This is a genomic window from Roseomonas indoligenes (genome assembly GCF_017813365.1).
Classification (GTDB): domain Bacteria; phylum Pseudomonadota; class Alphaproteobacteria; order Acetobacterales; family Acetobacteraceae; genus Roseomonas; species Roseomonas indoligenes.
In genome coordinates, this window is record NZ_JAGIZA010000002.1 from 418,928 (window position 1) to 439,361 (window position 20,434).

Annotated in this window: 26 protein-coding genes; 17 read left to right on the top strand and 9 right to left on the bottom strand. The window is 71.6% G+C overall.

Going from position 1 to position 20,434, the window contains the following annotated elements; genetic code table 11:
- Positions 1 to 3: 3 nt before the first annotated feature.
- A complete protein-coding gene (locus J5Y10_RS04330) occupies positions 4 to 1,272 on the bottom strand; it encodes an E22 family MetX-like putative esterase (RefSeq protein ID WP_245214288.1) in 1,269 nt (422 codons plus the stop codon).
- 155 nt (positions 1,273 to 1,427) lie between these two features.
- Here J5Y10_RS04330 and ppa point away from each other — a divergent pair, with 155 nt between their 5' ends.
- The 3 genes from ppa to J5Y10_RS04345 all read left to right on the top strand — a co-directional run bounded on the left by ppa (position 1,428) and on the right by J5Y10_RS04345 (position 2,816).
- Positions 1,428 to 1,952: an inorganic diphosphatase gene (gene ppa / locus J5Y10_RS04335; protein WP_209371066.1), complete on the top strand. Its 525-nt coding sequence runs from the start codon at positions 1,428 to 1,430 to the stop codon at positions 1,950 to 1,952.
- A gap of 1 nt (position 1,953) precedes the next feature.
- Positions 1,954 to 2,286 (top strand): hypothetical protein, encoded by a 333-nt coding sequence (locus J5Y10_RS04340; protein WP_209371067.1) that lies wholly within the window; start codon positions 1,954 to 1,956, stop codon positions 2,284 to 2,286.
- A gap of 68 nt (positions 2,287 to 2,354) precedes the next feature.
- The gene (locus tag J5Y10_RS04345) at positions 2,355 to 2,816 is read left to right on the top strand and encodes a cupin domain-containing protein (RefSeq protein WP_209371068.1); all 462 of its coding nucleotides are present in this window, start codon (positions 2,355 to 2,357) and stop codon (positions 2,814 to 2,816) included.
- On the opposite strand, the gene J5Y10_RS04350 is transcribed toward J5Y10_RS04345, so the two are convergent.
- Positions 2,813 to 2,992 carry a hypothetical protein gene (locus J5Y10_RS04350; RefSeq protein ID WP_209371071.1) on the bottom strand — a complete coding sequence of 60 codons (180 nt, stop codon included), beginning with the start codon at positions 2,990 to 2,992 and terminating at the stop codon, positions 2,813 to 2,815. The two genes, J5Y10_RS04345 and J5Y10_RS04350, sit on opposite strands and share 4 nt — an antisense overlap.
- A gap of 80 nt (positions 2,993 to 3,072) precedes the next feature.
- Between J5Y10_RS04350 and J5Y10_RS04355 the strand changes: the two genes are divergently transcribed.
- Entirely contained in the window at positions 3,073 to 3,513 is a 441-nt protein-coding gene (locus tag J5Y10_RS04355; RefSeq protein ID WP_245214289.1) for a GFA family protein, read from the top strand.
- A 33-nt stretch (positions 3,514 to 3,546) separates the two neighbouring features.
- Here J5Y10_RS04355 and J5Y10_RS04360 read toward each other — a convergent pair whose 3' ends face one another.
- On the bottom strand, positions 3,547 to 4,920 hold the full coding sequence (locus tag J5Y10_RS04360; protein ID WP_209371075.1) for a replication-associated recombination protein A: 1,374 nt from the start codon (positions 4,918 to 4,920) through the stop codon (positions 3,547 to 3,549).
- Positions 4,921 to 5,023: 103 nt separating this feature from the next.
- On the opposite strand from J5Y10_RS04360, the gene J5Y10_RS04365 reads away from it, so the two are divergent.
- On the top strand, positions 5,024 to 5,371 hold the full coding sequence (locus J5Y10_RS04365) for an ArsC/Spx/MgsR family protein (RefSeq protein WP_209371078.1): 348 nt from the start codon (positions 5,024 to 5,026) through the stop codon (positions 5,369 to 5,371).
- Positions 5,372 to 5,375: 4 nt separating this feature from the next.
- On the top strand, positions 5,376 to 5,930 hold the full coding sequence (locus J5Y10_RS04370; protein ID WP_209371079.1) for a P-loop NTPase family protein: 555 nt from the start codon (positions 5,376 to 5,378) through the stop codon (positions 5,928 to 5,930).
- Here J5Y10_RS04370 and J5Y10_RS04375 read toward each other — a convergent pair.
- From J5Y10_RS04375 to J5Y10_RS04385, 3 genes are all read right to left on the bottom strand, one after another.
- On the bottom strand, positions 5,927 to 6,340 hold the full coding sequence (locus J5Y10_RS04375; protein ID WP_209371082.1) for a hypothetical protein: 414 nt from the start codon (positions 6,338 to 6,340) through the stop codon (positions 5,927 to 5,929). The genes J5Y10_RS04370 and J5Y10_RS04375 overlap by 4 nt on opposite strands.
- Before the next feature lie 54 nt (positions 6,341 to 6,394).
- The gene (gene moaA, locus J5Y10_RS04380) at positions 6,395 to 7,384 is read right to left on the bottom strand and encodes a GTP 3',8-cyclase MoaA (protein WP_209371084.1); all 990 of its coding nucleotides are present in this window, start codon (positions 7,382 to 7,384) and stop codon (positions 6,395 to 6,397) included.
- Between the two features lie 95 nt (positions 7,385 to 7,479).
- Positions 7,480 to 7,656, bottom strand: a complete 177-nt coding sequence (locus J5Y10_RS04385) for a DUF3553 domain-containing protein (RefSeq protein ID WP_209371086.1) — start codon at positions 7,654 to 7,656, stop codon at positions 7,480 to 7,482.
- 119 nt (positions 7,657 to 7,775) lie between these two features.
- On the opposite strand from J5Y10_RS04385, the gene J5Y10_RS04390 reads away from it, so the two are divergent.
- The 6 genes from J5Y10_RS04390 (at position 7,776) to J5Y10_RS04415 (ending at position 13,978) form a co-directional block, all read left to right on the top strand.
- Positions 7,776 to 8,384, top strand: coding sequence for a histidine phosphotransferase family protein (locus tag J5Y10_RS04390; protein WP_209371088.1), 609 nt, complete (start codon positions 7,776 to 7,778; stop codon positions 8,382 to 8,384).
- 89 nt (positions 8,385 to 8,473) lie between these two features.
- Positions 8,474 to 11,146, top strand: a complete 2,673-nt coding sequence (locus tag J5Y10_RS04395) for a hybrid sensor histidine kinase/response regulator (RefSeq protein ID WP_209371090.1) — start codon at positions 8,474 to 8,476, stop codon at positions 11,144 to 11,146.
- A gap of 15 nt (positions 11,147 to 11,161) precedes the next feature.
- Positions 11,162 to 11,668, top strand: coding sequence for a chemotaxis protein CheW (locus J5Y10_RS04400; protein WP_209371092.1), 507 nt, complete (start codon positions 11,162 to 11,164; stop codon positions 11,666 to 11,668).
- 11 nt (positions 11,669 to 11,679) lie between these two features.
- Positions 11,680 to 12,060: a response regulator gene (locus tag J5Y10_RS04405; protein ID WP_209371094.1), complete on the top strand. Its 381-nt coding sequence runs from the start codon at positions 11,680 to 11,682 to the stop codon at positions 12,058 to 12,060.
- Positions 12,057 to 13,166: a chemotaxis-specific protein-glutamate methyltransferase CheB gene (gene cheB / locus J5Y10_RS04410; protein ID WP_342452837.1), complete on the top strand. Its 1,110-nt coding sequence runs from the start codon at positions 12,057 to 12,059 to the stop codon at positions 13,164 to 13,166. The genes J5Y10_RS04405 and cheB overlap by 4 nt, the downstream gene beginning before the upstream one ends.
- The gene (locus tag J5Y10_RS04415; RefSeq protein WP_342452838.1) at positions 13,163 to 13,978 is read left to right on the top strand and encodes a CheR family methyltransferase; all 816 of its coding nucleotides are present in this window, start codon (positions 13,163 to 13,165) and stop codon (positions 13,976 to 13,978) included. Before cheB ends, J5Y10_RS04415 begins: the two co-directional genes overlap by 4 nt.
- 94 nt (positions 13,979 to 14,072) lie before the next feature.
- Here the strand turns inward: J5Y10_RS04415 and ctrA are convergent, their stop codons facing one another.
- Positions 14,073 to 14,813 (bottom strand): response regulator transcription factor CtrA, encoded by a 741-nt coding sequence (ctrA, locus tag J5Y10_RS04420; RefSeq protein ID WP_209371095.1) that lies wholly within the window; start codon positions 14,811 to 14,813, stop codon positions 14,073 to 14,075.
- A 95-nt stretch (positions 14,814 to 14,908) separates the two neighbouring features.
- Between ctrA and J5Y10_RS04425 the strand changes: the two genes are divergently transcribed.
- Complete coding sequence (locus J5Y10_RS04425; protein ID WP_408901570.1) at positions 14,909 to 16,288, top strand: FliI/YscN family ATPase; 1,380 nt, start codon at positions 14,909 to 14,911, stop codon at positions 16,286 to 16,288.
- Positions 16,285 to 16,689, top strand: a complete 405-nt coding sequence (locus J5Y10_RS04430) for a hypothetical protein (protein ID WP_209371099.1) — start codon at positions 16,285 to 16,287, stop codon at positions 16,687 to 16,689. The genes J5Y10_RS04425 and J5Y10_RS04430 overlap by 4 nt, the downstream gene beginning before the upstream one ends.
- Positions 16,690 to 16,756: 67 nt before the next feature.
- On the opposite strand, the gene phhA is transcribed toward J5Y10_RS04430, so the two are convergent.
- Positions 16,757 to 17,632 carry a phenylalanine 4-monooxygenase gene (phhA, locus tag J5Y10_RS04435; RefSeq protein WP_209371101.1) on the bottom strand — a complete coding sequence of 292 codons (876 nt, stop codon included), beginning with the start codon at positions 17,630 to 17,632 and terminating at the stop codon, positions 16,757 to 16,759.
- Between the two features lie 121 nt (positions 17,633 to 17,753).
- Between phhA and J5Y10_RS04440 the strand changes: the two genes are divergently transcribed.
- On the top strand, positions 17,754 to 18,227 hold the full coding sequence (locus J5Y10_RS04440) for an Lrp/AsnC family transcriptional regulator (protein ID WP_342452839.1): 474 nt from the start codon (positions 17,754 to 17,756) through the stop codon (positions 18,225 to 18,227).
- Here the strand turns inward: J5Y10_RS04440 and J5Y10_RS04445 are convergent.
- Entirely contained in the window at positions 18,224 to 18,595 is a 372-nt protein-coding gene (locus J5Y10_RS04445) for a winged helix-turn-helix transcriptional regulator (protein WP_209371104.1), read from the bottom strand. The two genes, J5Y10_RS04440 and J5Y10_RS04445, sit on opposite strands and share 4 nt — an antisense overlap.
- Positions 18,596 to 18,713: 118 nt before the next feature.
- On the opposite strand from J5Y10_RS04445, the gene J5Y10_RS04450 reads away from it, so the two are divergent.
- Both J5Y10_RS04450 and mmsB read left to right on the top strand, forming a co-directional pair.
- On the top strand, positions 18,714 to 19,322 hold the full coding sequence (locus J5Y10_RS04450) for an NAD(P)-dependent oxidoreductase (protein WP_209371105.1): 609 nt from the start codon (positions 18,714 to 18,716) through the stop codon (positions 19,320 to 19,322).
- A gap of 44 nt (positions 19,323 to 19,366) precedes the next feature.
- Positions 19,367 to 20,266, top strand: coding sequence for a 3-hydroxyisobutyrate dehydrogenase (gene mmsB / locus J5Y10_RS04455; RefSeq protein WP_245214290.1), 900 nt, complete (start codon positions 19,367 to 19,369; stop codon positions 20,264 to 20,266).
- Positions 20,267 to 20,434: the final 168 nt, after the last annotated feature.

Consider the following 20,434-nt stretch of genomic DNA (forward strand, 5'->3'; position numbering starts at 1 on the left):
GGGTCAGGTCCCGAGGAAGGTGCGGATCGCACCCTCGGCCTGCGCCATGCCGGCCACGCCCTCCAGATGGCCCAGCCCGCCCTGCAACTCCACCAGCGTCACCGGGCGCCCGGCCTTGCGGACCGCCTCGGCCAGTTCGCGCCCGTAGGTCACGGGGAAGATCCGGTCCCCGGACGATGGCAGCACCAGCCAGCTCGCCTTGCTGCGGGCAAGGGCGGCGTCGATGTCCGGGACCTCGTTCAGGAAGAGCTGGTTGGCCCGGGTGAGATAGAGGAAGGCGTTGGCATCCGCCGTCCTGGCGCGGGCCGTGGCGGCATCGTCCAGGAACTTCTCCACGGCGAAGCCGTCGCCGATGCGGCGCGCGGGATCCTGGCCCTCGATCGGCTTGCGGCCGAACCCTGTCAGGGAGCCGCGGTCCCGCGCCTGGAGGGTGACGATCTTCAGCGCCTCCGCCAGGCCGCGCGTCGGCTGGTCCCGGCCCTGGCCGTAGTAGTCGCCGCCCCGCCAGTTCGGGTCGTTGCGGATGGGAACCTCCCAGATCTCCATCCAGCCCAGCAGGAAGGCGTCGAACTCGCCGGTTCCCACCGCGGGCATCACGCGCTCCACCATGTCAGGATAGGCGAGGGCCCATTCGATCGCCTGCAGCGCGCCCATGGAGGGGCCGGCGACCAGCGCCAGGCGCTTCACACCAAGGCTGCCCAGCAACAGCTTCTGCACTTCGATGAAGTCCCGCATGGAGACCACCGGGTAGTTCATCCCGAAGGGCCGGCCGGTCTTGGGGTCGATGGTGGCGGGGCCGGTGCTGGTGGTGCCGGGGGTGTTGTTGTTCCCGTCGTTGATGTTGAGGTTCACCAGCGTGTCGGAGGAGACGACGAAGAAGCGGTTCGTGTCGATCGCCTTGCCCGGGCCGACGATGTCGTCCCAGTAGCCCGCCGGGCCGCCCGGGGCGTAGCGCCCGAAGGCGTGGCTATTGGCGGAGAAGAAGTGGGTGATGAGCACGGCGTTGTCGCCCGCCGCGTTCAGCGTGCCGGCGGTCTGGTAGCCGATACGGGCATTCGGCACGGTGCCGCCGCCGCGGGTGCGGTATTCCCCGGCCTCGAAGACCTGCTTGCGGACGATCAGCGGCTCTGCCGCCGGTGCTGCGGGCCGGGCCCCTTGCGGCGCCCCCTGTGCCGCTGCCCCTTGGGCGGAGGCGCGTCGGGCGCTCGGTGCGGCCGCGGCGACGAGCGCGGCGGCGGCCATCAGGGCGCGTCGGAGGACCGGTGCGGTCAAGGCTTTCCCTCCCATCGGGTGTTTGCGGGCATGCTGGCGGGGGCTGCGGCGCCCGTCCAGCGCGTGAATTGCGGGAGAAAGCGGGCACTGCTAAGGCGCCAGGACATTTCGTCGCATTCCGCGCCGATGCGCTACAGCAAACCCAGGATCGTCGCATGAATCCCAGCCTGATCCCGACCGGCAAGGCCCCGCCCTACGACATCAACGTCGTGATCGAAATCCCCGAGGGCTCCGCGGTGAAGTATGAGCTGGACAAGGACACCGGGGCGGTCGTGGTGGACCGCTTCCTCTTCACCCCCATGGCCTATCCCGCGGCCTATGGCTTCATCCCCGGCACCATCGCCGATGATGGCGACCCGACCGACGCGCTGGTGCTGATCCCCGCCCCCGTGGTGCCGGGCTGCGTGATCCGCTGCCGCCCGATCGGCGTGCTGCTGATGGAGGACGAGGCAGGGCAGGACGAGAAGCTTGTCTGCGTGCCGCACGACAAGATCCATCCCTACTACTCCGACATCAAGTCGTGCGACGATCTGCCGAAGATCACCAAGCAGCAGATTGAGCACTTCTTCTCCCGCTACAAGGACCTGGAGCCGGGCAAGTGGGTGAAGATCACGGGCTGGGGCAGCGCCGAGAAGGCTGCCGAGCTGATCGAGACCGGCGTCAAGGCCGCCGCCAAGTAGCGTGACGCAGGGGCTGCCACCCGGCATCGGGCCGGGCCGCCCCAACCGACTGGGGAGGACGGGAATCGTCCTCCTCACCCTGGTGACGCTCGTCGCCTGGGCGCCCCTGCTCTCCGTCCTCTTCACCGCCGCGGTGGCCGATGCGCTGGGCTGCCGCGTGCACGAGGGCTTCCCCACCCCTTGCCCCAGCCGGTTCGGCGACCTGGGGGAGCTTCTCTACACTACGGGCGTGATGGGCTGGCTCATGCTGGTGACCGGCCCCTTCATGCTCGCCACGGGCGTGATCTGGCCGGTGCTGCTGATCGTCCGGATCTGCCGCCGCTTCCGGGGCTGAGCCCCCCAGTTGCGGCGCGCGCGAGGCGGGCGGATGATCCCGGCCGGAACGATCCGGGTGATACAGACATGCGCCTTCCCATGATTCTCGGCGGCCTCGCGCTCGCCTTTGCCGCGGGTCTTTACGCGGACCGAATCCTTCCCCAGGCCGAGGCGCAGCCGGCGGCCACGGCGATGGCGCCGCGCATCGTCAACCTCATGGCGCTGACGGATGACGAGATCGGGCCGCTGATCAACAACACCGACCTTCGCTCCCGCCTCCTCGTCTCCGCGCCGGAGGGCACGGTGGCCGTGCAGAGCGGGAACGTGCTGAAGCACTTCCACGCGAATGCCGACGAGATCCAGTACATCCTGGACGGTAGCGGCAGCTTCTGGCTGGGCGACCGGGAGGTGCAGGTGAAGCCGGGCGACTTCATCGTCATCCCCCGCGGCACGCACCACGCCGGATCGCGCGCCAGCACGGGGCGGTTCCGCGCCATCGCGATCAAGCTGCCGCCGCAGCAGCCGAACGACACGCATCCCGTGCCCTAGGACTTGGAGGGGCGGTCCTTCCCGTCCGGCTCGCCCGTCCACTCGTCGGTGATAAGGCCCTGGTCCTCGCTGATCCGGTCCACCTCCTCCTTCGAGGGCGGGCGCGGGATGGGGACCGGGGTGGCCTCATCGGGCCCGTAATCGGCCTTGGGGCCTTCCGGTGGCCGGTCGCTCATGCTGGTCTCCTCCATCCCTGCCTCCCTGGAACGGGCGGGAATGCCGGGTGGTTGTCCCGGGCGGCGAAGAGGAGATGCGGATGAGCGAGACACCCCGGCAGATGAACGGCGCCTGCCACTGCGGCACGGTGCGCTTCGAGGTGACTCTCGCGGACGGCATCAAGACGGCCCGCCGCTGCAACTGCTCGATCTGCCGGATGCGGGGCGCGGTGGTGGTCTCGGCGGCAACGGACGGGGTGCGGGTCGTCTCGGGGGAGGAGTCGCTCGGCACCTACAGCTTCAACACGGGCACGGCGAAGCACCACTTCTGCACGCACTGTGGCATCTACACGCACCACCAGCGCCGCTCGACCCCCGGTCAGTTCGGCGTGAACCTGGCCTGCCTGGAGGGGATGAGCCCCTTCGACCTGGAGGAGGTGCCGGTGCTGGACGGCGTCCGCCACCCTTCCGACAATGGCGGCGTGTCGCGGCTGGCCGGGGTCCTGCACTTTACGCCGGCTGATGAGGCCGGATCGCCTTGAAGCGGCCCCGCCCCGGGCGGGCGACGCTTCGGTTCACGGCTTCTCCGCCCGGATTTCCTCCCGCAGCGCTTCCAGCCGCTCCAGGTGCCGCGCCACCCGGGCTTCCGCGCCCCGCTCCGTCGGGCGGTAGAGGCGGGTGCGCTCCATGCCCTCGGGAAAGTAGTTGGCGCCGGAAAACCCCTCCTCCGTGTCGTGGTCGTAGGCGTAGTCGCGGCCGTAGCCGAGCGACTTCATCAGCTTCGTGGGCGCGTTGAGGATGTTCGGCGGGGGCATGAGGCTCCCCGTCTCCGTCGCCAGCACCTGGGCGGCCTTCCAGGCCGTGTAGGCGGCGTTGGACTTCGGCGCAGAAGCGAGGTGGAGGACGAGCTGGGCCAGCGCCAGCTCCCCTTCCGGGCTGCCCAGGCGCTCATAGGATTCCCAGGCCGCCAGGGCGAGGGTAAGGGAGGCGGGATCGGCCGCGCCGACATCCTCGGACGCGAAGCGGGCGAGGCGGCGGGCGATATAGCGGGGGTCCTCCCCGCCCTTGATCATGCGGGCGAACCAGTAGAGGGCGGCGTCCGGGTCCGATCCGCGCAGGGACTTATGAAGGGCGGAGATGAGGTTGTAGTGCTCCTCCCGGTCCTTGTCGTAGAGCGCGGCGCGCTTCGCCAGAAGGGATGAGAGGCCCGCCACGTCCAGCGGGCGCGTGCCCTCTGGCAGGGACTGGAGCTGCTCGGCCAGGTTCAGCAGGTAGCGGCCATCGCCGTCCGCCATGGCGCGCAGCGTTGCGCGGGCGGGCACGTCCACCGGAAGAGGGTGGCCGGACTCTCCTTCCGCACGGGTCAGCAGAAGTTCCAGCGCGGCATCGTCCAGGCGCTTCAGGACCATCACCTGGCAGCGGGAGAGAAGGGCGCCGTTGAGGGCGAAGGAGGGGTTCTCCGTCGTGGCGCCGACAAGGACCACGGTCCCGTCCTCCACCACGGGCAGAAAGCCGTCCTGCTGGGCGCGGTTGAAGCGGTGGATCTCGTCCACGAAGAGGAGGGTGCCTTGCCCGTTCTGCCGGCGCATCCGCGATTCGTCGAAGGCGCGCTTGAGGTCAGCCACGCCGGAGAAGACCGCCGAGAGGGCGGAGAAGCGCAGCCCCGCCTCCTCCGCCAGCAGCCGGGCGATGGTGGTCTTCCCGACCCCCGGCGGGCCCCAGAGGATCAGGGAGGCGAGTGCGCCCCGGTCCAGCATCCGGCGCAGTGCGCCCTGCGGGCCCAGCAGGTGATTCTGGCCCACGACCTCCGAAAGGGTGCGCGGTCGGAGGCGGTCGGCCAGCGGGCCCCGGGTGCGCGGCCCTCCGGCGGGCGCCTCCTGCGCGGAGATGGGCGGGGGCTCGGGGGCGCCGAAAAGATCCTGGTCGGCGGCGGGGCGGCGGGGCGGCATGGGGGCAGGATAGGGCAGGGCGGCCCGCGCTTCGATGGGGAGGCGCTTCGCCGCTTCCGGTAACCCGGCTTATGAGGGGGTGAGCAGCACCCTTGGAGGCAGGATGACGACGACGATCTGGCACAACCCGGCCTGCGGCACCTCCCGCACCGTGCTGGAGACGATCCGGGCGGCAGGGATCGATCCGGTTGTCGTGGAGTACAAGCGCGACCCACCGGGGCGGGAGGCCCTGGCCGCGGCCATCGAGGCCGCCGGGCTGATGCCACGCCAGGCAATGCGGACGAAGGAAGGGGCGGCACTGCTGGCCGATCCGGGGCTGGACGATGCGGCGCTGCTGGACGCGATGGCGGCGGATCCGGCGCTGATCGAGCGGCCCTTCGTTTTCACCCCCGCCGGGGTGCGCCTTTGCCGGCCGGCGGAGCGGGTGCGGGAGGTCCTGCCGGGCGAGTGAGCGGATGGCCCGCATCCACATCCTCGGCGCCTCCGGCTCGGGGACGACGACGCTCGGGGCGGCGCTGGCCGGGAGCCTCGGCGTGCCGCATTTCGACACAGACGCCTTCTTCTGGGTTCCGACTGATCCGCCATTCACCACGCAGCGGCCGGTGGCGGAGCGTCTGGGAATGCTGAAGGGGCGGCTGTCCGCGTTGCCGGGATGGATCCTGTCCGGCTCGGCGACGGGATGGGGCGATCCGCTGGTGCCCCTCTATGACCTGATCGTCTTCCTCACCCTGGACCCGGCGCTGCGGATGGAGCGGCTGCGCCGGCGGGAGGAGGCCCGCTACGCCGGCCGCATCGCCCAGGGGGGCGACATGGCGGAGGGAAGTGCCGCCTTCCTGGCCTGGGCCGCCGCCTACGACACGGCCGGTTCGGAGCAGCGGAGCCGTGTGGGGCAGGAGAGGTGGCTCGCCGCCCAGGCCGTGCCGGTGTTGCGGCTCGATTCGTCGGCCCCGGTCGCGGAACTGCTCTCCGCGGTCGTCGCCCGCCTCCCTGAGGAAGGCCGAACCGCCTAGCGCCGCGGGCCGCCTAGCCGGGGCTCGGTGCGCCGGCCGGGGCCGCTCCGGTCCTCGGGCCAGGTGGGGGGCGGGGGAATCGGGGGCGTCATGCGCGGCGCCCGGTCGTCGCGGAAGCCCGGCTCCGGGCGCGGGGGCATCGCGGGCTCCTCGTAGATCTCCTCCGTACCGGCCGCGCGGCGGCGCAGGGCGATGGGCTCCGGCAGGCGCAGCGCGAGACTGCGGATCTCCTGCTGCACGTCGTCCAGCTGGGCCTCAATGGCGTCCAGGCGCGACTTCAGGCCGAAGACGCTGAAGGGCATCATGACGAAGGCGATGACGAAGAGCAGGCCCAGCAGAAGGATGACGAGGCCGCTCCACTCGGGAAGCCCCGGGATCGCCAGCCTGGCGACGAGTTCGGAATTCAGCACGCGCCTACCTCAAGATCATGCGGGCCACGCGGATCGCCCCCGGTCGGGCCCGCCTCAGCCGCCCGTCACGCTCATGTGGCGGCCGACGGAGGGAGCCTGCGCCCGCCCGATGACGAAATCATGGCCCTTCGGCTTCCGCGCAATGGCCGAGAGGATCGTATCCCGCAAGCCCGCATCGTCCACGCTGGGATCGCGCAGCGGGGCGCGCAGGTCGGCCGCGTCCTCCTGGCCCAGGCACATATAGAGGGTGCCGGTGCAGGTCAGGCGCACGCGGTTGCAGGATTCGCAAAAGTTGTGGGTCATCGGCGTGATGAAGCCGATGCGCCGGCCGGTTTCCTGCACCGTCTCGTAGCGGGCGGGGCCGCCGGTGGCATGGCTGCTCGGCAGCAGGGTCCAGTTGCGGGCAATCCGGCGGCGCACCTCCGAGAGGGGAAGGTACTGGTCCGTCCGGTCCTCGTTAATGTCGCCCAGGGGCATGGTCTCGATGAGCGTCAGGTCGAAGCCGTGCTCGCCGCACCAGGCGATCATGCGGTCGTACTCGTGCTCGTTCACGCCTTTCAGCGCCACGGCATTGATCTTCACGGCCAGCCCGGCCGCCTTGGCGGCGAAGATGCCGTCCAGGGTCTGGTCCAGCTTCCCCCAGCGGGTGACGTTGGCGAAGGTGGTGGGGTCCAGCGTGTCCATCGAGACGTTGATGCGGCGGACGCCGGCCTTGAACAGGTCGTCGGCCATCTTCGGCAGCTGGGTGCCGTTGGTGGTGACCGTCAGCTCCTTCAGCCCGCCCTCACTGATCCGGCTGCCCAGGCTCTGGAAGAGCTGCATCACGCCCCGGCGCACCAGCGGCTCCCCGCCCGTGAGGCGGATCTTGTCCACGCCCAGATCGACGAAGGCGCCGCAGAGCCGGTCCAACTCCTCCAGCGTGAGGAGGTCCTTCTTCGGGAGGAAGGTCATGTCCTCCGCCATGCAATAGACGCAGCGGAGGTCGCAGCGATCCGTCACCGAGACGCGGAGGTAGGAGATCCGCCGGGCGAACGGATCAAGCATGGGCAGGGGTGCTCCTGGGAACTGATGGGGATGTGGGGGCCGGGGCCGGGACGGCGCAAGGGCGGGACTTGAACGGAAGGCGTGAAATCGCCGTCTCAGTCGTGATCCACTATATCCAGGGTTGTATGAAGCGTGTTGATCAGCAACTTGCCCGCGTGCTCAAAGTTGACGGTGACGCGATCGCCATCGACCGACTGCACCTGTCCCAACCCCCAGTCCGGACGGGTGGGATGACGAACGATTTGACCTGGCTCGAAAACGGAATCAGCCATCGGCAGTCATTCTCTTTTCGAAGCGAGGTAGCGTGGCGGCGCTTCCCCGTGCCGCGCGACTTTACTAGGGATCAATGAGGCGCGTGGCAAAAGCGGCCTTCCCGGGCAGGAACGTCTGAATGGATTCCCTTTCGCTGGCGCAGGACCTCTGTGCGCGCATCTGCCACGATTTCGGCGGCCCGCTGGCGGCCCTCTCCGGCGCGCTGGACCTCGCAGAGGCGGCGCCGGAAGAGGCGCTCTCCGTCGCGCGGGAGGGGGCCGACACCATGGGGCGGCGTCTTCGCCTCTGGCGGGCGGCGGCCGGGGCGGGCACGGGCCCGCTGGGGCGCGACGGGCTGACCGAGCTGCTGGAGGGCGCGCTGCCCAACGGGCGGGTGACCGTGGAACTCTCCGGCCTGCCCGAAACGCCGCTGCCCGCACCGCTTTCCCAGGCCGTGCTGGCGGCCGCCATGCTGGGGAGCGAGGCGCTGCCGCGCGGCGGCACCGTGCACCTGGCCGGGCAGGAGGGCGGGGTGGCCGTGTGGCCGGAAGGGCGCAACGCCGCCTGGCCGCCGGGGCTGACAGCCGTGCTGGCGGGCGACGCGGTGCCGGGCCCGCGCGACGTGCTGGCGCCGCTGCTCCGGCAACTGGCATCGGCTGCGGGGATGGACCTCTCCCTGGCCATGGGCGGGGGCGGAACCATCGCGCCGTTGACGCTGCTGCCGATCGGGACACCTGCGAGAGGCTGAGGCCCGCCGCACGTTTTCCAGGCGCGACTTTACCGAATCTTCGCCCGACGATCCGATCCTGATCCCCGCTGAAGCCTTGCGGGGATCCGATGGACGACTTGATCGCCGACTTCCTGACCGAAACGGGCGAGGGGCTGGCAGGGCTGGACGCCGCCCTGCTGCGCCTGGAGCGGCACCCGAACGATCCGCAGACGATCGGCGAGATCTTCCGCCTGATCCACACGATCAAGGGCACCTGCGGCTTCCTCGGCCTCTCGCGGCTGGAGAAGGTGGCCCATGCCGGGGAGAACGTGCTGGGGCGCTACCGGGACGGATCGCTGACCGTCACCTCGGGCGGTGTCTCGCTGATCCTGCGGGTGGTGGACCGCGTGCGGGAGATCATGGCGGGGTTGGAGGCCACGGGCGCTGAGCCGGCGGGCGACGACTCCGCGATCATCGCCGAGCTGGACGCGGTGTTCACCGGAGAAGTGGCGCCGGAGGATGCGGCGCCGGCCGCGCCCCAGCCTCAACCTGAGCAGAAGCCCCCCACGCGGCGGGCCAGGAAGACGGCGGTCCCCGAGGCTGCGGGAGAGACTGTTGCCCCCGGCATGCCGGGGCCGAGGCGGCGCCGCGCGCCCGCCCGCCCGCGCGCCGCGCCGGCGGTGCCGGATGAGATCGCGCCCGCGCCGGCCATCGCGACGGCGCCCGCCTTGCAATCTCCCGTGCCGGTAGCCGAGGCGGGGGCGGCGACCGAGGCGGTAGCGGTGGCGCAGACGCTGCGCGTGAACGTGGACGTGCTGGAGAGCCTGATGACCCTCGTCAGCGAGCTGGTGCTGACGCGGAACCAGCTGCTCCAGCTCTCGCGCGCCCGGAATGACGGCGCGCTGAGCGGCCCGCTGCAGCGCCTGTCCCACATCACCTCCGAGCTGCAGGAGGGCGTGATGAAAACGCGGATGCAGCCCATCGGAAATGCGTGGAAGGGGCTGCCGCGGCTGGTACGCGACCTCTCGCGCGAGCTGGGCAAGCGGATCGATCTCGACATGCGCGGCGCGGAGACGGAACTGGACCGGCAGGTGCTGGAGATGATCCGCGACCCGCTGACGCACATGGTCCGCAATTCCGGCGACCACGGGCTGGAAAGCCCGGCGGAGCGGCGCGAGGCGGGCAAGCCCGAGGCCGGGCGCATCATCCTCGATGCCTATCACGAGGGCGGGCACATCATCATCGAGGTGGGGGACGACGGGCGCGGCCTGGCGGTGGAGAAGATCCGCGCCAAGGTGCTGTCCCAGGGGCTGGCGACGGAGCAGGAACTCGCGGCGATGGGGGAGCGCGACATCCAGCGCTTCATCTTCCGCGCCGGCTTCTCTACCGCCGCCGCCGTCACCTCCGTCTCCGGCCGCGGCGTCGGGATGGATGTGGTGAAGACGAACATCGAGAAAATTGGTGGCACGATCGACCTGCGGTCGCGCGCGGGGAAGGGAACGACCTTCCTCATCAAGATACCGCTGACGCTGGCCATCGTCTCCGCCCTCATCGTGGAGGCTGGAGGTGAGCGCTTCGCCATCCCGCAGATCGGCGTGGTGGAGCTGGTGCGGGCGGGCGACGGCGTGACGCATATCAAGGACGCGCCGGTGCTGCGCCTGCGGGACCGCCTGCTTCCGCTCGTCTCCCTCTCGCGCCTGCTGCGGCTGGAGGAGAAGGGCGGGGCGCAGGATGGCGGCTTCGTCGTCGTCACCCAGGTCGGGCAGAACCTGTTCGGCATCATCGTGGACCGGGTCTTCGACACGGAGGAGATCGTGGTGAAGCCGGTGGCACCGATCCTGCGCCACGTGACGATGTTCAGCGGCAACACGATCCTCGGCGACGGCTCGGTGATCATGATCCTGGACCCGAACGGCATCGCCCGTGCGACGGGCGTGGGGGCGGAGGGCGTGCAGGAGGACCGGCGCGGGGCCGCGGTGGTCAGCGCCGCCTCCTCCGAGCGGATGTCGCTGCTGCTGTTCCGGGCAGGGACTGGCGGGCCGCGCGCGGTCCCGCTGGGGCTGGTGGCGCGGCTGGAGGACCTGCCGGCGGAGCGGATCGAGATGTCGCACGGTCAGCCCGTGGTGCAGTACCGCGGCGCGCTGATGCCGCTGATCCCCATGGCTGAAGGCTGGGTGGCCCCCGTTGCGGGAGGGCGGCAGGCGGTGCTGGTGTTCAACGACGGCGGACGCGCCATGGGCCTGGCGGTGGACGAGATCCTCGACGTGGTTGAGGAAACGCTGAAGATCGAGAACGGGCAGGAGCGGCCGGGCTATCTCGGCACCGCCGTGATCGCGGGCCGCGCGACAGAGGTGATCGACTGCGCCTGGTGGCTGCGCCAGGCGGGCGAGGACTGGTTTGGGCCGCAGCGCCCCGCCGATGCGCGCCGCCCGCGGCTGCTGGTGGTGGAGGACAGCGCCTTCTTCCGCAACATGCTCGTCCCCGCCCTCGGCGCCGCAGGGTTCGAGGTGGTGACGGCCGGGACGGGCACGCAGGCGCTGAGGCTTCGCGAGGCCGGGGAGCGCTTCGACGCCGTCGTCTCGGACATCGAGATGCCGGAGCTGGACGGGCTGGGCCTCGCACGCGCCGCCCGCGACGGCGGGGTCTGGCAGGAGACGCCGCTCGTCGCGCTCACCTCCCTCACGGACGAGGCGGCGGTGCGCCGCAGCCGGGAGGCCGGCTTCGACCGGCACGTGCCGAAGTTCGACCGCGACGCGCTGCTGGACGCGCTGCGCGGCTGCATGGCGGGCACGCAGGGCTGAGACGGGAGACAGGACATGGAAGCTGCCATCGCAACAGGTACGGCGCCCGCGCGCCGGGCCGCCGTGCCCGCCCCGACGGATACGGCCGTTCTCACCCTCACCGTCGCGGGGCAGCTCTGCGGCGTGCCGGTGCTCGGGGTGCGCGACATCCTCGGGCCGCAGACGATCACGCCCATCCCGCTGGCGCCGCCCGAGGTGGCGGGCGGGCTGAACCTGCGCGGCCGCATCGTGACGGCCGTGGACCTGCGCCGCCGCCTGGGTCTGGCGCCGCGCGAGCCGGGCGCGCCTTTCCCGATGAGCGTGGTGGTGGAGGGGGGCGGTGAGCTCTACGCGCTGCTGGCGGATTCCGTGGGCGAGGTGCTGGCTCTGCCGGACGCCGGCCTGGCGCCGAACCCGCCGACGCTCGATCCGCTGTGGCGGGAGGTCTGCGCGGGCGTGCACCAGCACGCGGCCGCCGCGGAGCCCGGCGGCACGCGGCTCCTCATCATGCTGGACGTCGAGCGCGTCCTGGACATCGGCTGAGGGGACGCGCCATGCCGGAATGCCTTGTGGTGGATGACAGCCGGACGGTGCGCCGCGCCGCCCGGCGAATGCTGGAGGCGCGCGGCTTCGCCGTGCGCGAGGCCGAGGACGGCAGGCAGGCGCTGGAGGCCTGCCGCGCGGCGATGCCGACGCTGGTGCTGCTGGACTGGAACATGCCCGTCATGGACGGCATCACCTTCCTGCACCATGCGCGGGCGGAGTTCGGGCCGGACGAGCCGCAGATCATGCTCTGCACGACGGAGAGCGACGTCTCCCGCATCCTGGCTGCGCTGGAGGGCGGGGCGCAGGAGTACATCATGAAGCCCTTCGACGACGCGATTCTCGCGGGAAAGCTCGAGGTGCTGGGGCTGCTGCCCGACGAGGCCGCGTGAGCGGCCCGCATCCCGGCGCGCCGCCGGGAGAGGAGCCGGGCGCGCGGCCGGTGCGCGTGATGATCTGCGACGACAGCGCGACGGTGCGCGGCATCCTGGCACGGCTGCTGGGGGCGGATCCCGCGGTCGAGGTCGTTGCGCGGGTGGGTGACGGGCGGCAGGCGCTGGACGCCCTGGCCACGGCCCGGCCGGATGTGGTGCTGCTGGATCTCGAGATGCCGGTCATGGACGGGATGACGGCCCTGCCGCTGCTGCTGCGGGCGGAGCCCCGGCCGAGCGTCATCGTGGCGAGCGCGCTGACGCAGCGCGGCGCCGCGGCGGCCATGGCGGCGCTGCGGGCCGGGGCATCCGACTACATCCCCAAGCCCGGGGCGGGCGGGGGCGGGGCGATGGATCCCGTGTTCCGCGCGGAACTGCTGGAGAAGGTGAAGGGCTGGGCGCGGATGGGGCGCGCGCCTGGCCGACTGGCTGCAGCGCCGCCCCGTGCGCCGGCGCGGGCGGTGCGGCCCGCAGCGGCGCCGGCACTGGTGGCGGTGGGGTCTTCCACCGGAGGGCCTCAGGCGCTGGCCGCCTTCCTGCGGGCGCTGAGTCCCGTGCCGATCGTGCCCGTGGTGATCGTGCAGCACATGCCGGCGGGCTTCACGGCCATGCTGGCGGACCACCTGGACCGGGTGGGGCCGCTGCGCGTGGCGGAGGCGCGGGACGGTGAGGCGCTGCGGCCCGGCCGGGCCTACCTGGCGCCGGGAGACCGGCACCTGCTGGTGGAGCGGGGCGCATCGGGGTTGCTGGCGCGGCTGCGCGATGACCCGCCGGAGCATTTCTGCCGGCCCGCCGTGGACCCGTTGCTGCGCAGCGCGCAGCGGGCCTGCGACGGGCGGGTGCTGGCGGTGATCCTGACGGGCATGGGGCAGGACGGGCTGGCCGGGTGCCGGGCGCTGGCCGCCGGACGCGCGGTGGTGCTGGCGCAGGATGAGGCCTCATCCGTGGTGTGGGGGATGCCGGGCGCCGTGGCGCGGGCGGGGATCGCGCGGGAGCTGGGGCCGCCGGAGCGGCTGGCGGCCCGGGTGGCGGCCATGGCCGGGGAGACAGGGAGGATGGCTTCGTGAGCGCAGCGTTCGAGACGGTCGCCGCCCTGGTGCGTGCGCGGTCGGGAATCGTCCTGGGGGCGGACAAGGCCTACATGCTGGACACGCGCCTGGGCGGGCTGATGCGGGCGGAGGGGATCGCGAGCCTCGATGTGCTGGCGGCGAGGCTGCGCGCACCGGGCAGCGAGCGTTTGGCGGCCGCCGTGACGGAGGCGCTGACCACCAACGAGTCCTTCTTCTTCCGGGACGGAAAGCCCTTCGAGCACCTGAAGCGGGCGCTGCCGCAAATCGCGGCGGCACGGGGCGCAGGGCAGCGGCTGCGCGTTCTCTCCGCCGCCTGCTCCACGGGGCAGGAGGCCTATTCGGTGGCGATGGTGGCCGACTCGCTGGGGCTGCTGCCACGGCTGGAGGTGATCGGCACGGATCTCAGCGGCGAGGTGGTCCGGCGCGCGCGGGAGGGGACCTACTCCCAGTTCGAGGTGCAACGCGGGCTCCCCGTGCAGATGCTGGTGAAGCACTTCCGGCAGGAAGCCGGGGGATGGCGGATATCCCAAAGTCTGCGGGCGGCGGTCCGGTTCGAGACGGGCAACCTGCTGGGCGACCTGCGTCCGTTGGGCGGCTTCGACGTGATCTTCTGCCGCAACGTGCTGATCTACTTCGATGCGCCGACCAAAGGGCGCGTGCTTTCCGCCCTGGCGACCCGGCTGGCGCCGGACGGGGTGCTCTATCTCGGCGGGGCGGAGACAGTGCTGGGGCTGACGGACCGCTTCGCGACTGTGGAGGGAGAGCGCGGCGTTTACGCGCTTGCGCCCCGGATGGCCCTCGCGGGGTAGCGGGGCGGGCCCAGCCGGGAAGATGACCCGACACGGGACGGACCCAGGCCGCGCCCCGCGCCAGGGGAGCGGCCTGGGCCATCCCGGACCGGCATCAGGCAGCGGCTTGGGTGGCCGGGGTCTCCGGGGCGCGCAGGGCCGCGGCGCTGCGGATCGGCGCGGCGGAGGGATCGCGCAGGACATAGCCACGGCCCCAGACAGTGCCGATCAGCTCGTCGCACCCGGCCTGGGCCAGCTTCTTGCGGAGCTTGCAGATGAAGACGTCGATGATCTTCACCTCGGGCTCGTCCATGCCGCCGTAGAGGTGGTTCAGGAAGGCTTCCTTCGTCATCACCATGCCCTTGCGGAGGGTGAGCAACTCCAGGATCGCGTACTCCTTCCCGGTGAGGTGGACGGAGCGGCCCTCCACCTGTGCCTCCCGCGCGCCGAGGTCCAGGGTGAGGTTGCCGACTGCGACGCTCGGCTGGCTGAAGCCCTTGGTCCGGCGGACGATGGCCTGGATGCGGGCGATCAACTCCTGGCTGTCGAAGGGCTTCACGATGAAGTCGTCGGCGCCGAGGCCGAAGCCCTTTACCTTCGCGGCCGGGCGGGAAAGCCCGGAGAGGATAAGGACCGGGGTCGCGCGGCGGGCGGCGCGGAGGCGGCGGACCACCTCGTAGCCCTCCATGTCCGGCAGCATCAGGTCCAAGACGATGATGTCGTAGTCGTAGAGGCGGGCGAGCTCCAGCGCCTCCTCCCCGGTGTCGGCGGCATCCACGATCATGCCCTGGGTCTTCAGCATCAGGGTCACGCCGCGGGCAGTGGTGAGATCATCCTCAACAAGCAGGATACGCATCCCGTGTTCTCCTCTCGTTCTGAGAGCATTAGGACAACTTCTGCGCGAGTAGTGAAGGGGATTTTCATCAGTTTGCCGTACTAAGATACGAGACAATGGATCATAAAATGAGATATCGGCGAAGTCAGTCGATTGCCCACGCTGCCCTGGGCGGAAACAAGTTACTGTTTGTAAATGCAATTCACGGGCATGGCCGAGTTCGGACCGTGCAAGGGCTTACTCTGGAGGTTCGGGGTCTTCACCCACTTCCGCCCGTTGGAGGTTGTATAAATATCATCAATCAGTCTCGTAATACGATACAAGCGGAGGTTGTGTCGGTTCGTCCGGGGACGGCGGCGGCGGTTGCCCGGCATGGCTTGGAAGGCGTGTGCGTTGGTGCGCGGGTGGAGGACGCGGGTCCGGTGATGCTGCATCCCTGCGCGGCCTGGCTGGGGCGGGTGGTGGACCCGACGGGGCGGCCGGTGGACGGGCGCGGGCCCCTACCGCGGGGCGGCGTGGCGCGTCCCCTTCGGGCGCCACCGCCCGAAGCCGGAACGCGCGCCCGGCTCGGGCCACGAATCGATCTCGGCGTCCGCGCGCTGGACGCTTTCGCGACCTGCCGCCAGGGACAGCGGCTGGGGCTCTTTGCGGCATCCGGCGTCGGCAAGTCCAGCCTGATGTCCATGCTGGCGCGCCATGCGGATTACGACGTTGCGGTGATCGGTCTTGTGGGCGAGCGCGGGCGGGAGCTGCGCGAGTTCATCGAGGACGATCTCGGGCCGCAGGGGCTGGCCCGGAGCGTCGTGGTCTGCGCCACCTCCGACTCGGCGCCGCTCATGCGGCGGAACGCGGCGCTGGCGGCCATGGCGGTGGCGGAGCACTTCCGGGACCTCGGCAAGCGCGTGCTGCTGATGATGGACAGCGTGACGCGCTTCGCGCTGGCGCTGCGGGAGATCGGGCTCTCGGCCGGGGAGCCGCCGGCGACGCGGGGCTTCCCGCCGAGCGTCTTCGCGGAGCTGCCGCGCCTGTTGGAGCGGGCGGGGCCCGGCGCCGAGCGGCCGGGTGCTGAGGGCGGCGTCGGCTCCATCACCGGGCTTTTCACCGTGCTGGTTGAGGGGGACGACCACGACGAGCCGATCGCCGACGCCGTGCGCGGCATTCTCGACGGCCATGTCGTGCTGGACCGGCGGATCGGGGAAGGCGGGCGCTACCCGGCCGTTGACGTGCTCCGCAGCCTCTCCCGCACCGTGCCAGGCTGCCTCGAGCCGCCGGAGCGGGCGATCCTGGCGCGGGCGCGGAGGATCCTCTCCCTGCACCGGGACATGGCGGACATGGTGCGCCTGGGTGCCTATCGCGCGGGCAGCGACCCGGCGGTGGACGAGGCGGTGCGGCTGGCGCCGCTGATCGAGGACGTGCTGCGCCAGGGCAAGGAGGAGGGCGGGAGCGTGGCCGGGGCCTTTGCGGCGCTGTCCCTGGCCATGGGGCCGGCCGCATGAGGCGCGACCCGCTGGCCGTTCTGGCGCGCCTGCGTGGGGCGGCGGTGATGGAGGCGCGCCGGCGCGTCTCGGAGGCGGCCCTGGCGCGAGCCCTGGCGGAGGCCGGCGTCGCGGAGGCCGGGGCGGCGCTGCGGCGGGAGGCGGATATCGGCGGGCCGGATCACGCCGTCTGGCTTCCGCGCGGGCTGGCGGCGCGGGACTCGGCCGAGGCGGGAGTCCGAAGCGCGGCCGCGCGAGCGGAGGAGGCGGCTGTCGGGCTGGGCGCGGCCCGTGCGGCGGAACGGGCCGTGGAGGAACTGGCCGCGCTGCGGGACGCGGAGGCGCGGCGCAAGGCGTTGCGGGCGGAAGGTCGCCTGCTGGATGAGGCGGGCGCGTCTCGCGCTCGCCCCGTGCCGGGCTAGGCAGGACGCGGCTCCGCCACCCCCATCGCCGGCTGGCGATGCGGCCCGTGCGGTTCCGGCGCCCGGCTCAGCCGCGCCAAGGCTCATCCGCGGCGGTGGCGCCGCCCGGCGGGATGGGTTCGGCCTTCAGGGCCGCGTCCAGCAGGGCGGGGGCCTTGGCGACCGCCTCGAACAGTTCGGCGTAGCTCTCGATGACGAAGTAGACGGGCTGGACGTCGTCGATCCGGTAGGTGCTGCGGAGCACGCGCGCCATGTCGAAGCGCAGGCGGCGGGGCGTGCCGGAAAGGGCGTGCAGGGTTTCCGTGCGGGAGGAGAGGATGCCGGCGCCATAGGCGCGCAGCCCCTCGGGTTCCGCGATGAGGCCGAATTCGACCATGAACCAGTAGAAGCGGGCCAGTGGGGCGAGCGCGCCACGGCGCTCTGCCTCCAGGCCGAGATGGCCGTAAGCTTCCAGGAAGCCGGCGTAGTCGGGCTGCGTCAGCAGCGGCACGTGGCCGAGGAAGTCGTGGAAGATGTCGGGCTCCACGATGTAGTCCAGCTCCTCCGGCCGGCGGATCCACTCCGTCACCGGGAAGCGGCGAGACGCCAGCAGCGCGAAGAACTGGGCATCCGGCAACAGGCCGGGGCAGGGAACGAGGGACCAGCCCGTCGCCTCGCGCAGGATGGCGGAGGCGTCGCGCAGGGTGGGAACAGCCGTGTCGCAGTGCAGGCGGTCCAGCCCCTGCAGCCAAGCAGTGGCCGCGCGGCCCGGATAGATCGCGCGCTGGCGGGCGACGAGGGTGCGCCAGGTCCCGTGGTCGGCCTCGGAGCGCTGGATGTCCTCTTCCGGCAGCGTGCCGTCCGCGGCGGCGCGGTGGTAGTCGCCCCGCAGGCCCGTGGGCAGGGTGGCGGTGCCGATGATGCCGTCCGCGCTGGTCCCGGCCGGCTGGATGGTGCCTTCCATGGTGTCGTCTCCCGCTTTCGTCGTTGCGGACGAGCCTAGCGGTGAGCCGGGAGAGGAAATGGGCGAATTCCTTACCGACGGAGCCTATTATGGGCGGAATTCACCTCAGGGCGGCCTCACAGTGGCGAAAGACACTCCTTTGCTGGACGGGACGGACCGGCGCATCCTCCGGGCGCTCCAGCAGGACGGGCGGCTGCCCGTTGTCGCGCTCGCCGAGCGGGTCGGGCTCTCGCCCACGCCCTGCCAACGGCGGGTGCGACGGCTGGAGGAGGAAGGGGTGATCGCCCGCTACGCCGCCGTCCTGGATCCCGGGCGGGTGGGGCTGCCGCTGCAGGCCTTCGTCATGGTCGCGCTCTCCAGCCACGCCGAGGAGGTGGTGGAGGGATTCCAGCGGGCGCTCTCCGCCCGGCCGGAGGTGCTGGCCGCCTACGCGATGAGCGGCGAGATGGATTACCTGCTGCACGTCCTGGCCGCGGATTTCGAGGCCTACGCGGATTTCTCGATGCGGGCGCTGCTGCGGATGCCCGGGGTGAAGGAGACCCGGTCCTCCTTCGTGCTGACGGCGCTGAAGCCGCCAGGGGAGGTTCCGGTCTAGGCGGCCCCCTCCACCAGGCGCGAATCATAGGCCCGCTGGGCCGATTGCACGGCGCCGATGTGGGTCTCGGCCCAGACGCGCAGCGCGTCCACGGTCTCGGCAAGGGTCTCGCCCAAGGGGGTCAGGGCGTACTCCACCGTCACCGGCACGGTGGCGAAGGCGGTGCGCGTGAGAAGCCCATCCCGCTCCAGACGCCGCAGCGTCTCGGCCAGGACCTTTTGCGAAAGCCCCGGCACGGCGCGGCGGATGGCGTTGAAGCGCGTGGGCCGGCCCGCGAGGAGGCCGAGGACCAGCACCGCCCATTTGTCGGCGATCCGGTCCAGCACGAGGCGCGTGGGGCAGGCCGGGTCGTAGGCGTCGGGTTGCATGGTCGGGTCTTCCGGATGGTTACCGCGGGGTGACCTGGGCACCGGTAAGTGCCTTCTTCACACCTGGATGGGAGAAGGATAGCTGGTTTCCGTCGGAAACCGGAACAGGACAGCTTCCATGAACATCGCCCTTATCGGCGCCACCGGGAATGCGGGCTCCCGCATCCTCGCGGAACTGGCACGGCGCGGACACGCCGTGACCGCTATCGCCCGCAAGGCGCCTGGCGCGCTGCCGCCCGGCGCGACCTTCCGGGCCGGGGATGCCAACGACCGCGATGCGCTGGCGGCCCTCCTCCGCGGGCATGACGCGGTGGTCAGCAGCGTCCACTTCCTGGCCAGCGACGCGGAGACGCTGATCGGCGCCGTGAAGGCGGCGGGCGTGCCGCGCTATCTTGTCGTCGGCGGTGCGGGCAGCCTTGAGGTGGCGCCGGGCCTGCGGCTGGTCGACACGCCGGACTTCCCGGCGGCCTACAAGGCCGAGGCGACGGCCGGTGCCGCCTTCCTCGACCGGCTGCGGCGGGAGGAGGCGCTGGACTGGACCTTCCTCTCGCCCTCCGCCTTCTTCGTTCCGGGGGAGCGGACGGGTCGGTTCCGCCTGGGCGGCGACAGCCTGCTGGTGGATGTGGCGGGCGAGAGCCGGATCTCCTTCGAGGATTTCGCGATCGCCCTGTCGGACGAGCTGGAGACGCCGGCGCACAGCCGCCGCCGCTTCACCGTGGGCTACTGATTTACCCCGGCCGGGCCGCGGCCTAGCCTTCCCCGCAACGATGGATGGAGGAAGCAGTGGCCCGGATCGGCTTCGTGGGACTCGGCAACATGGGCGCGCCGATGGCGCGGAACCTGGCGAAGGCCGGGCACGAGGTGGCGGTCTTCGACCTTTCGGTCGAGGCCATGGGGCGGGTGGAGGAGGCGCGGCGCGCCAGCTCCGCCGCCGATGCGGCGCGGGGGGCGGGCTTCGTCATCACCATGCTGCCGGCCGGCAGGCACGTGCGGGAGGCTTGGCTCGGCGAGGGCGGGATGGCGGCCGCGGCGGAGCGGGACGCGGTGCTGCTGGACTGCTCCACCATCGATGTCGGCACCGCGCGCGGCGTGGCGGAGGCCTGCGCGCAATCCTTCCTCGATGCGCCGGTCTCCGGCGGCGTGATGGGCGCGGAGGCGGGGACGCTGACCTTCATGGTCGGCGGGCCGCAGGAGGCCTTCCGCCGGGCCGAGCCGGTGCTCGGCGCCATGGGCCGCACGGTGGTGCATTGCGGGGATGCGGGAGCGGGGCAGGCCGCCAAGGCCTGCAACAACATGCTGCTCGCGATCTCGATGATCGGCACCTGCGAGGCCTTCGTGCTGGCCGAGAAACTCGGCCTCTCGCACGAGGCACTCTTCGAGGTGGCGTCGAAATCCTCCGGCCAGTGCTGGTCGCTCACCACCTACTGCCCCGTGCCCGGGCCGGTGCCGAGCAGCCCGGCGAACCGCGACTACCGGCCGGGCTTCGCCGCCGCGCTGATGGTGAAGGATGTGGGGCTCTCGCAGCAGGCAGCCTCCGAGGCCGGCCTGGAGACGCCGATGGGGGCGAAGGCGCTGGACCTGTACCGGCGCTTCGTGGAGGCGGGCGGTGGGGAGACGGACTTCTCCGGCATCATTCGCATGCTGCGAGGTGAAGGCGGGGTGGGCGCTTAAGGACCTGGTCGGGGCGCCGATCGTGCAGCGACGGTCCTCGGGAGATGGTCGAGGGCGCTTGCCCAGCATGCATTAAGCCCCGCAACCCCCGGCGTGCCGCCCGGTTCTGGCCCCTACGCGGCCGATCGCGGCCGACGATTGGGGACGCCCGCGGGCCGGGCGTTGCGG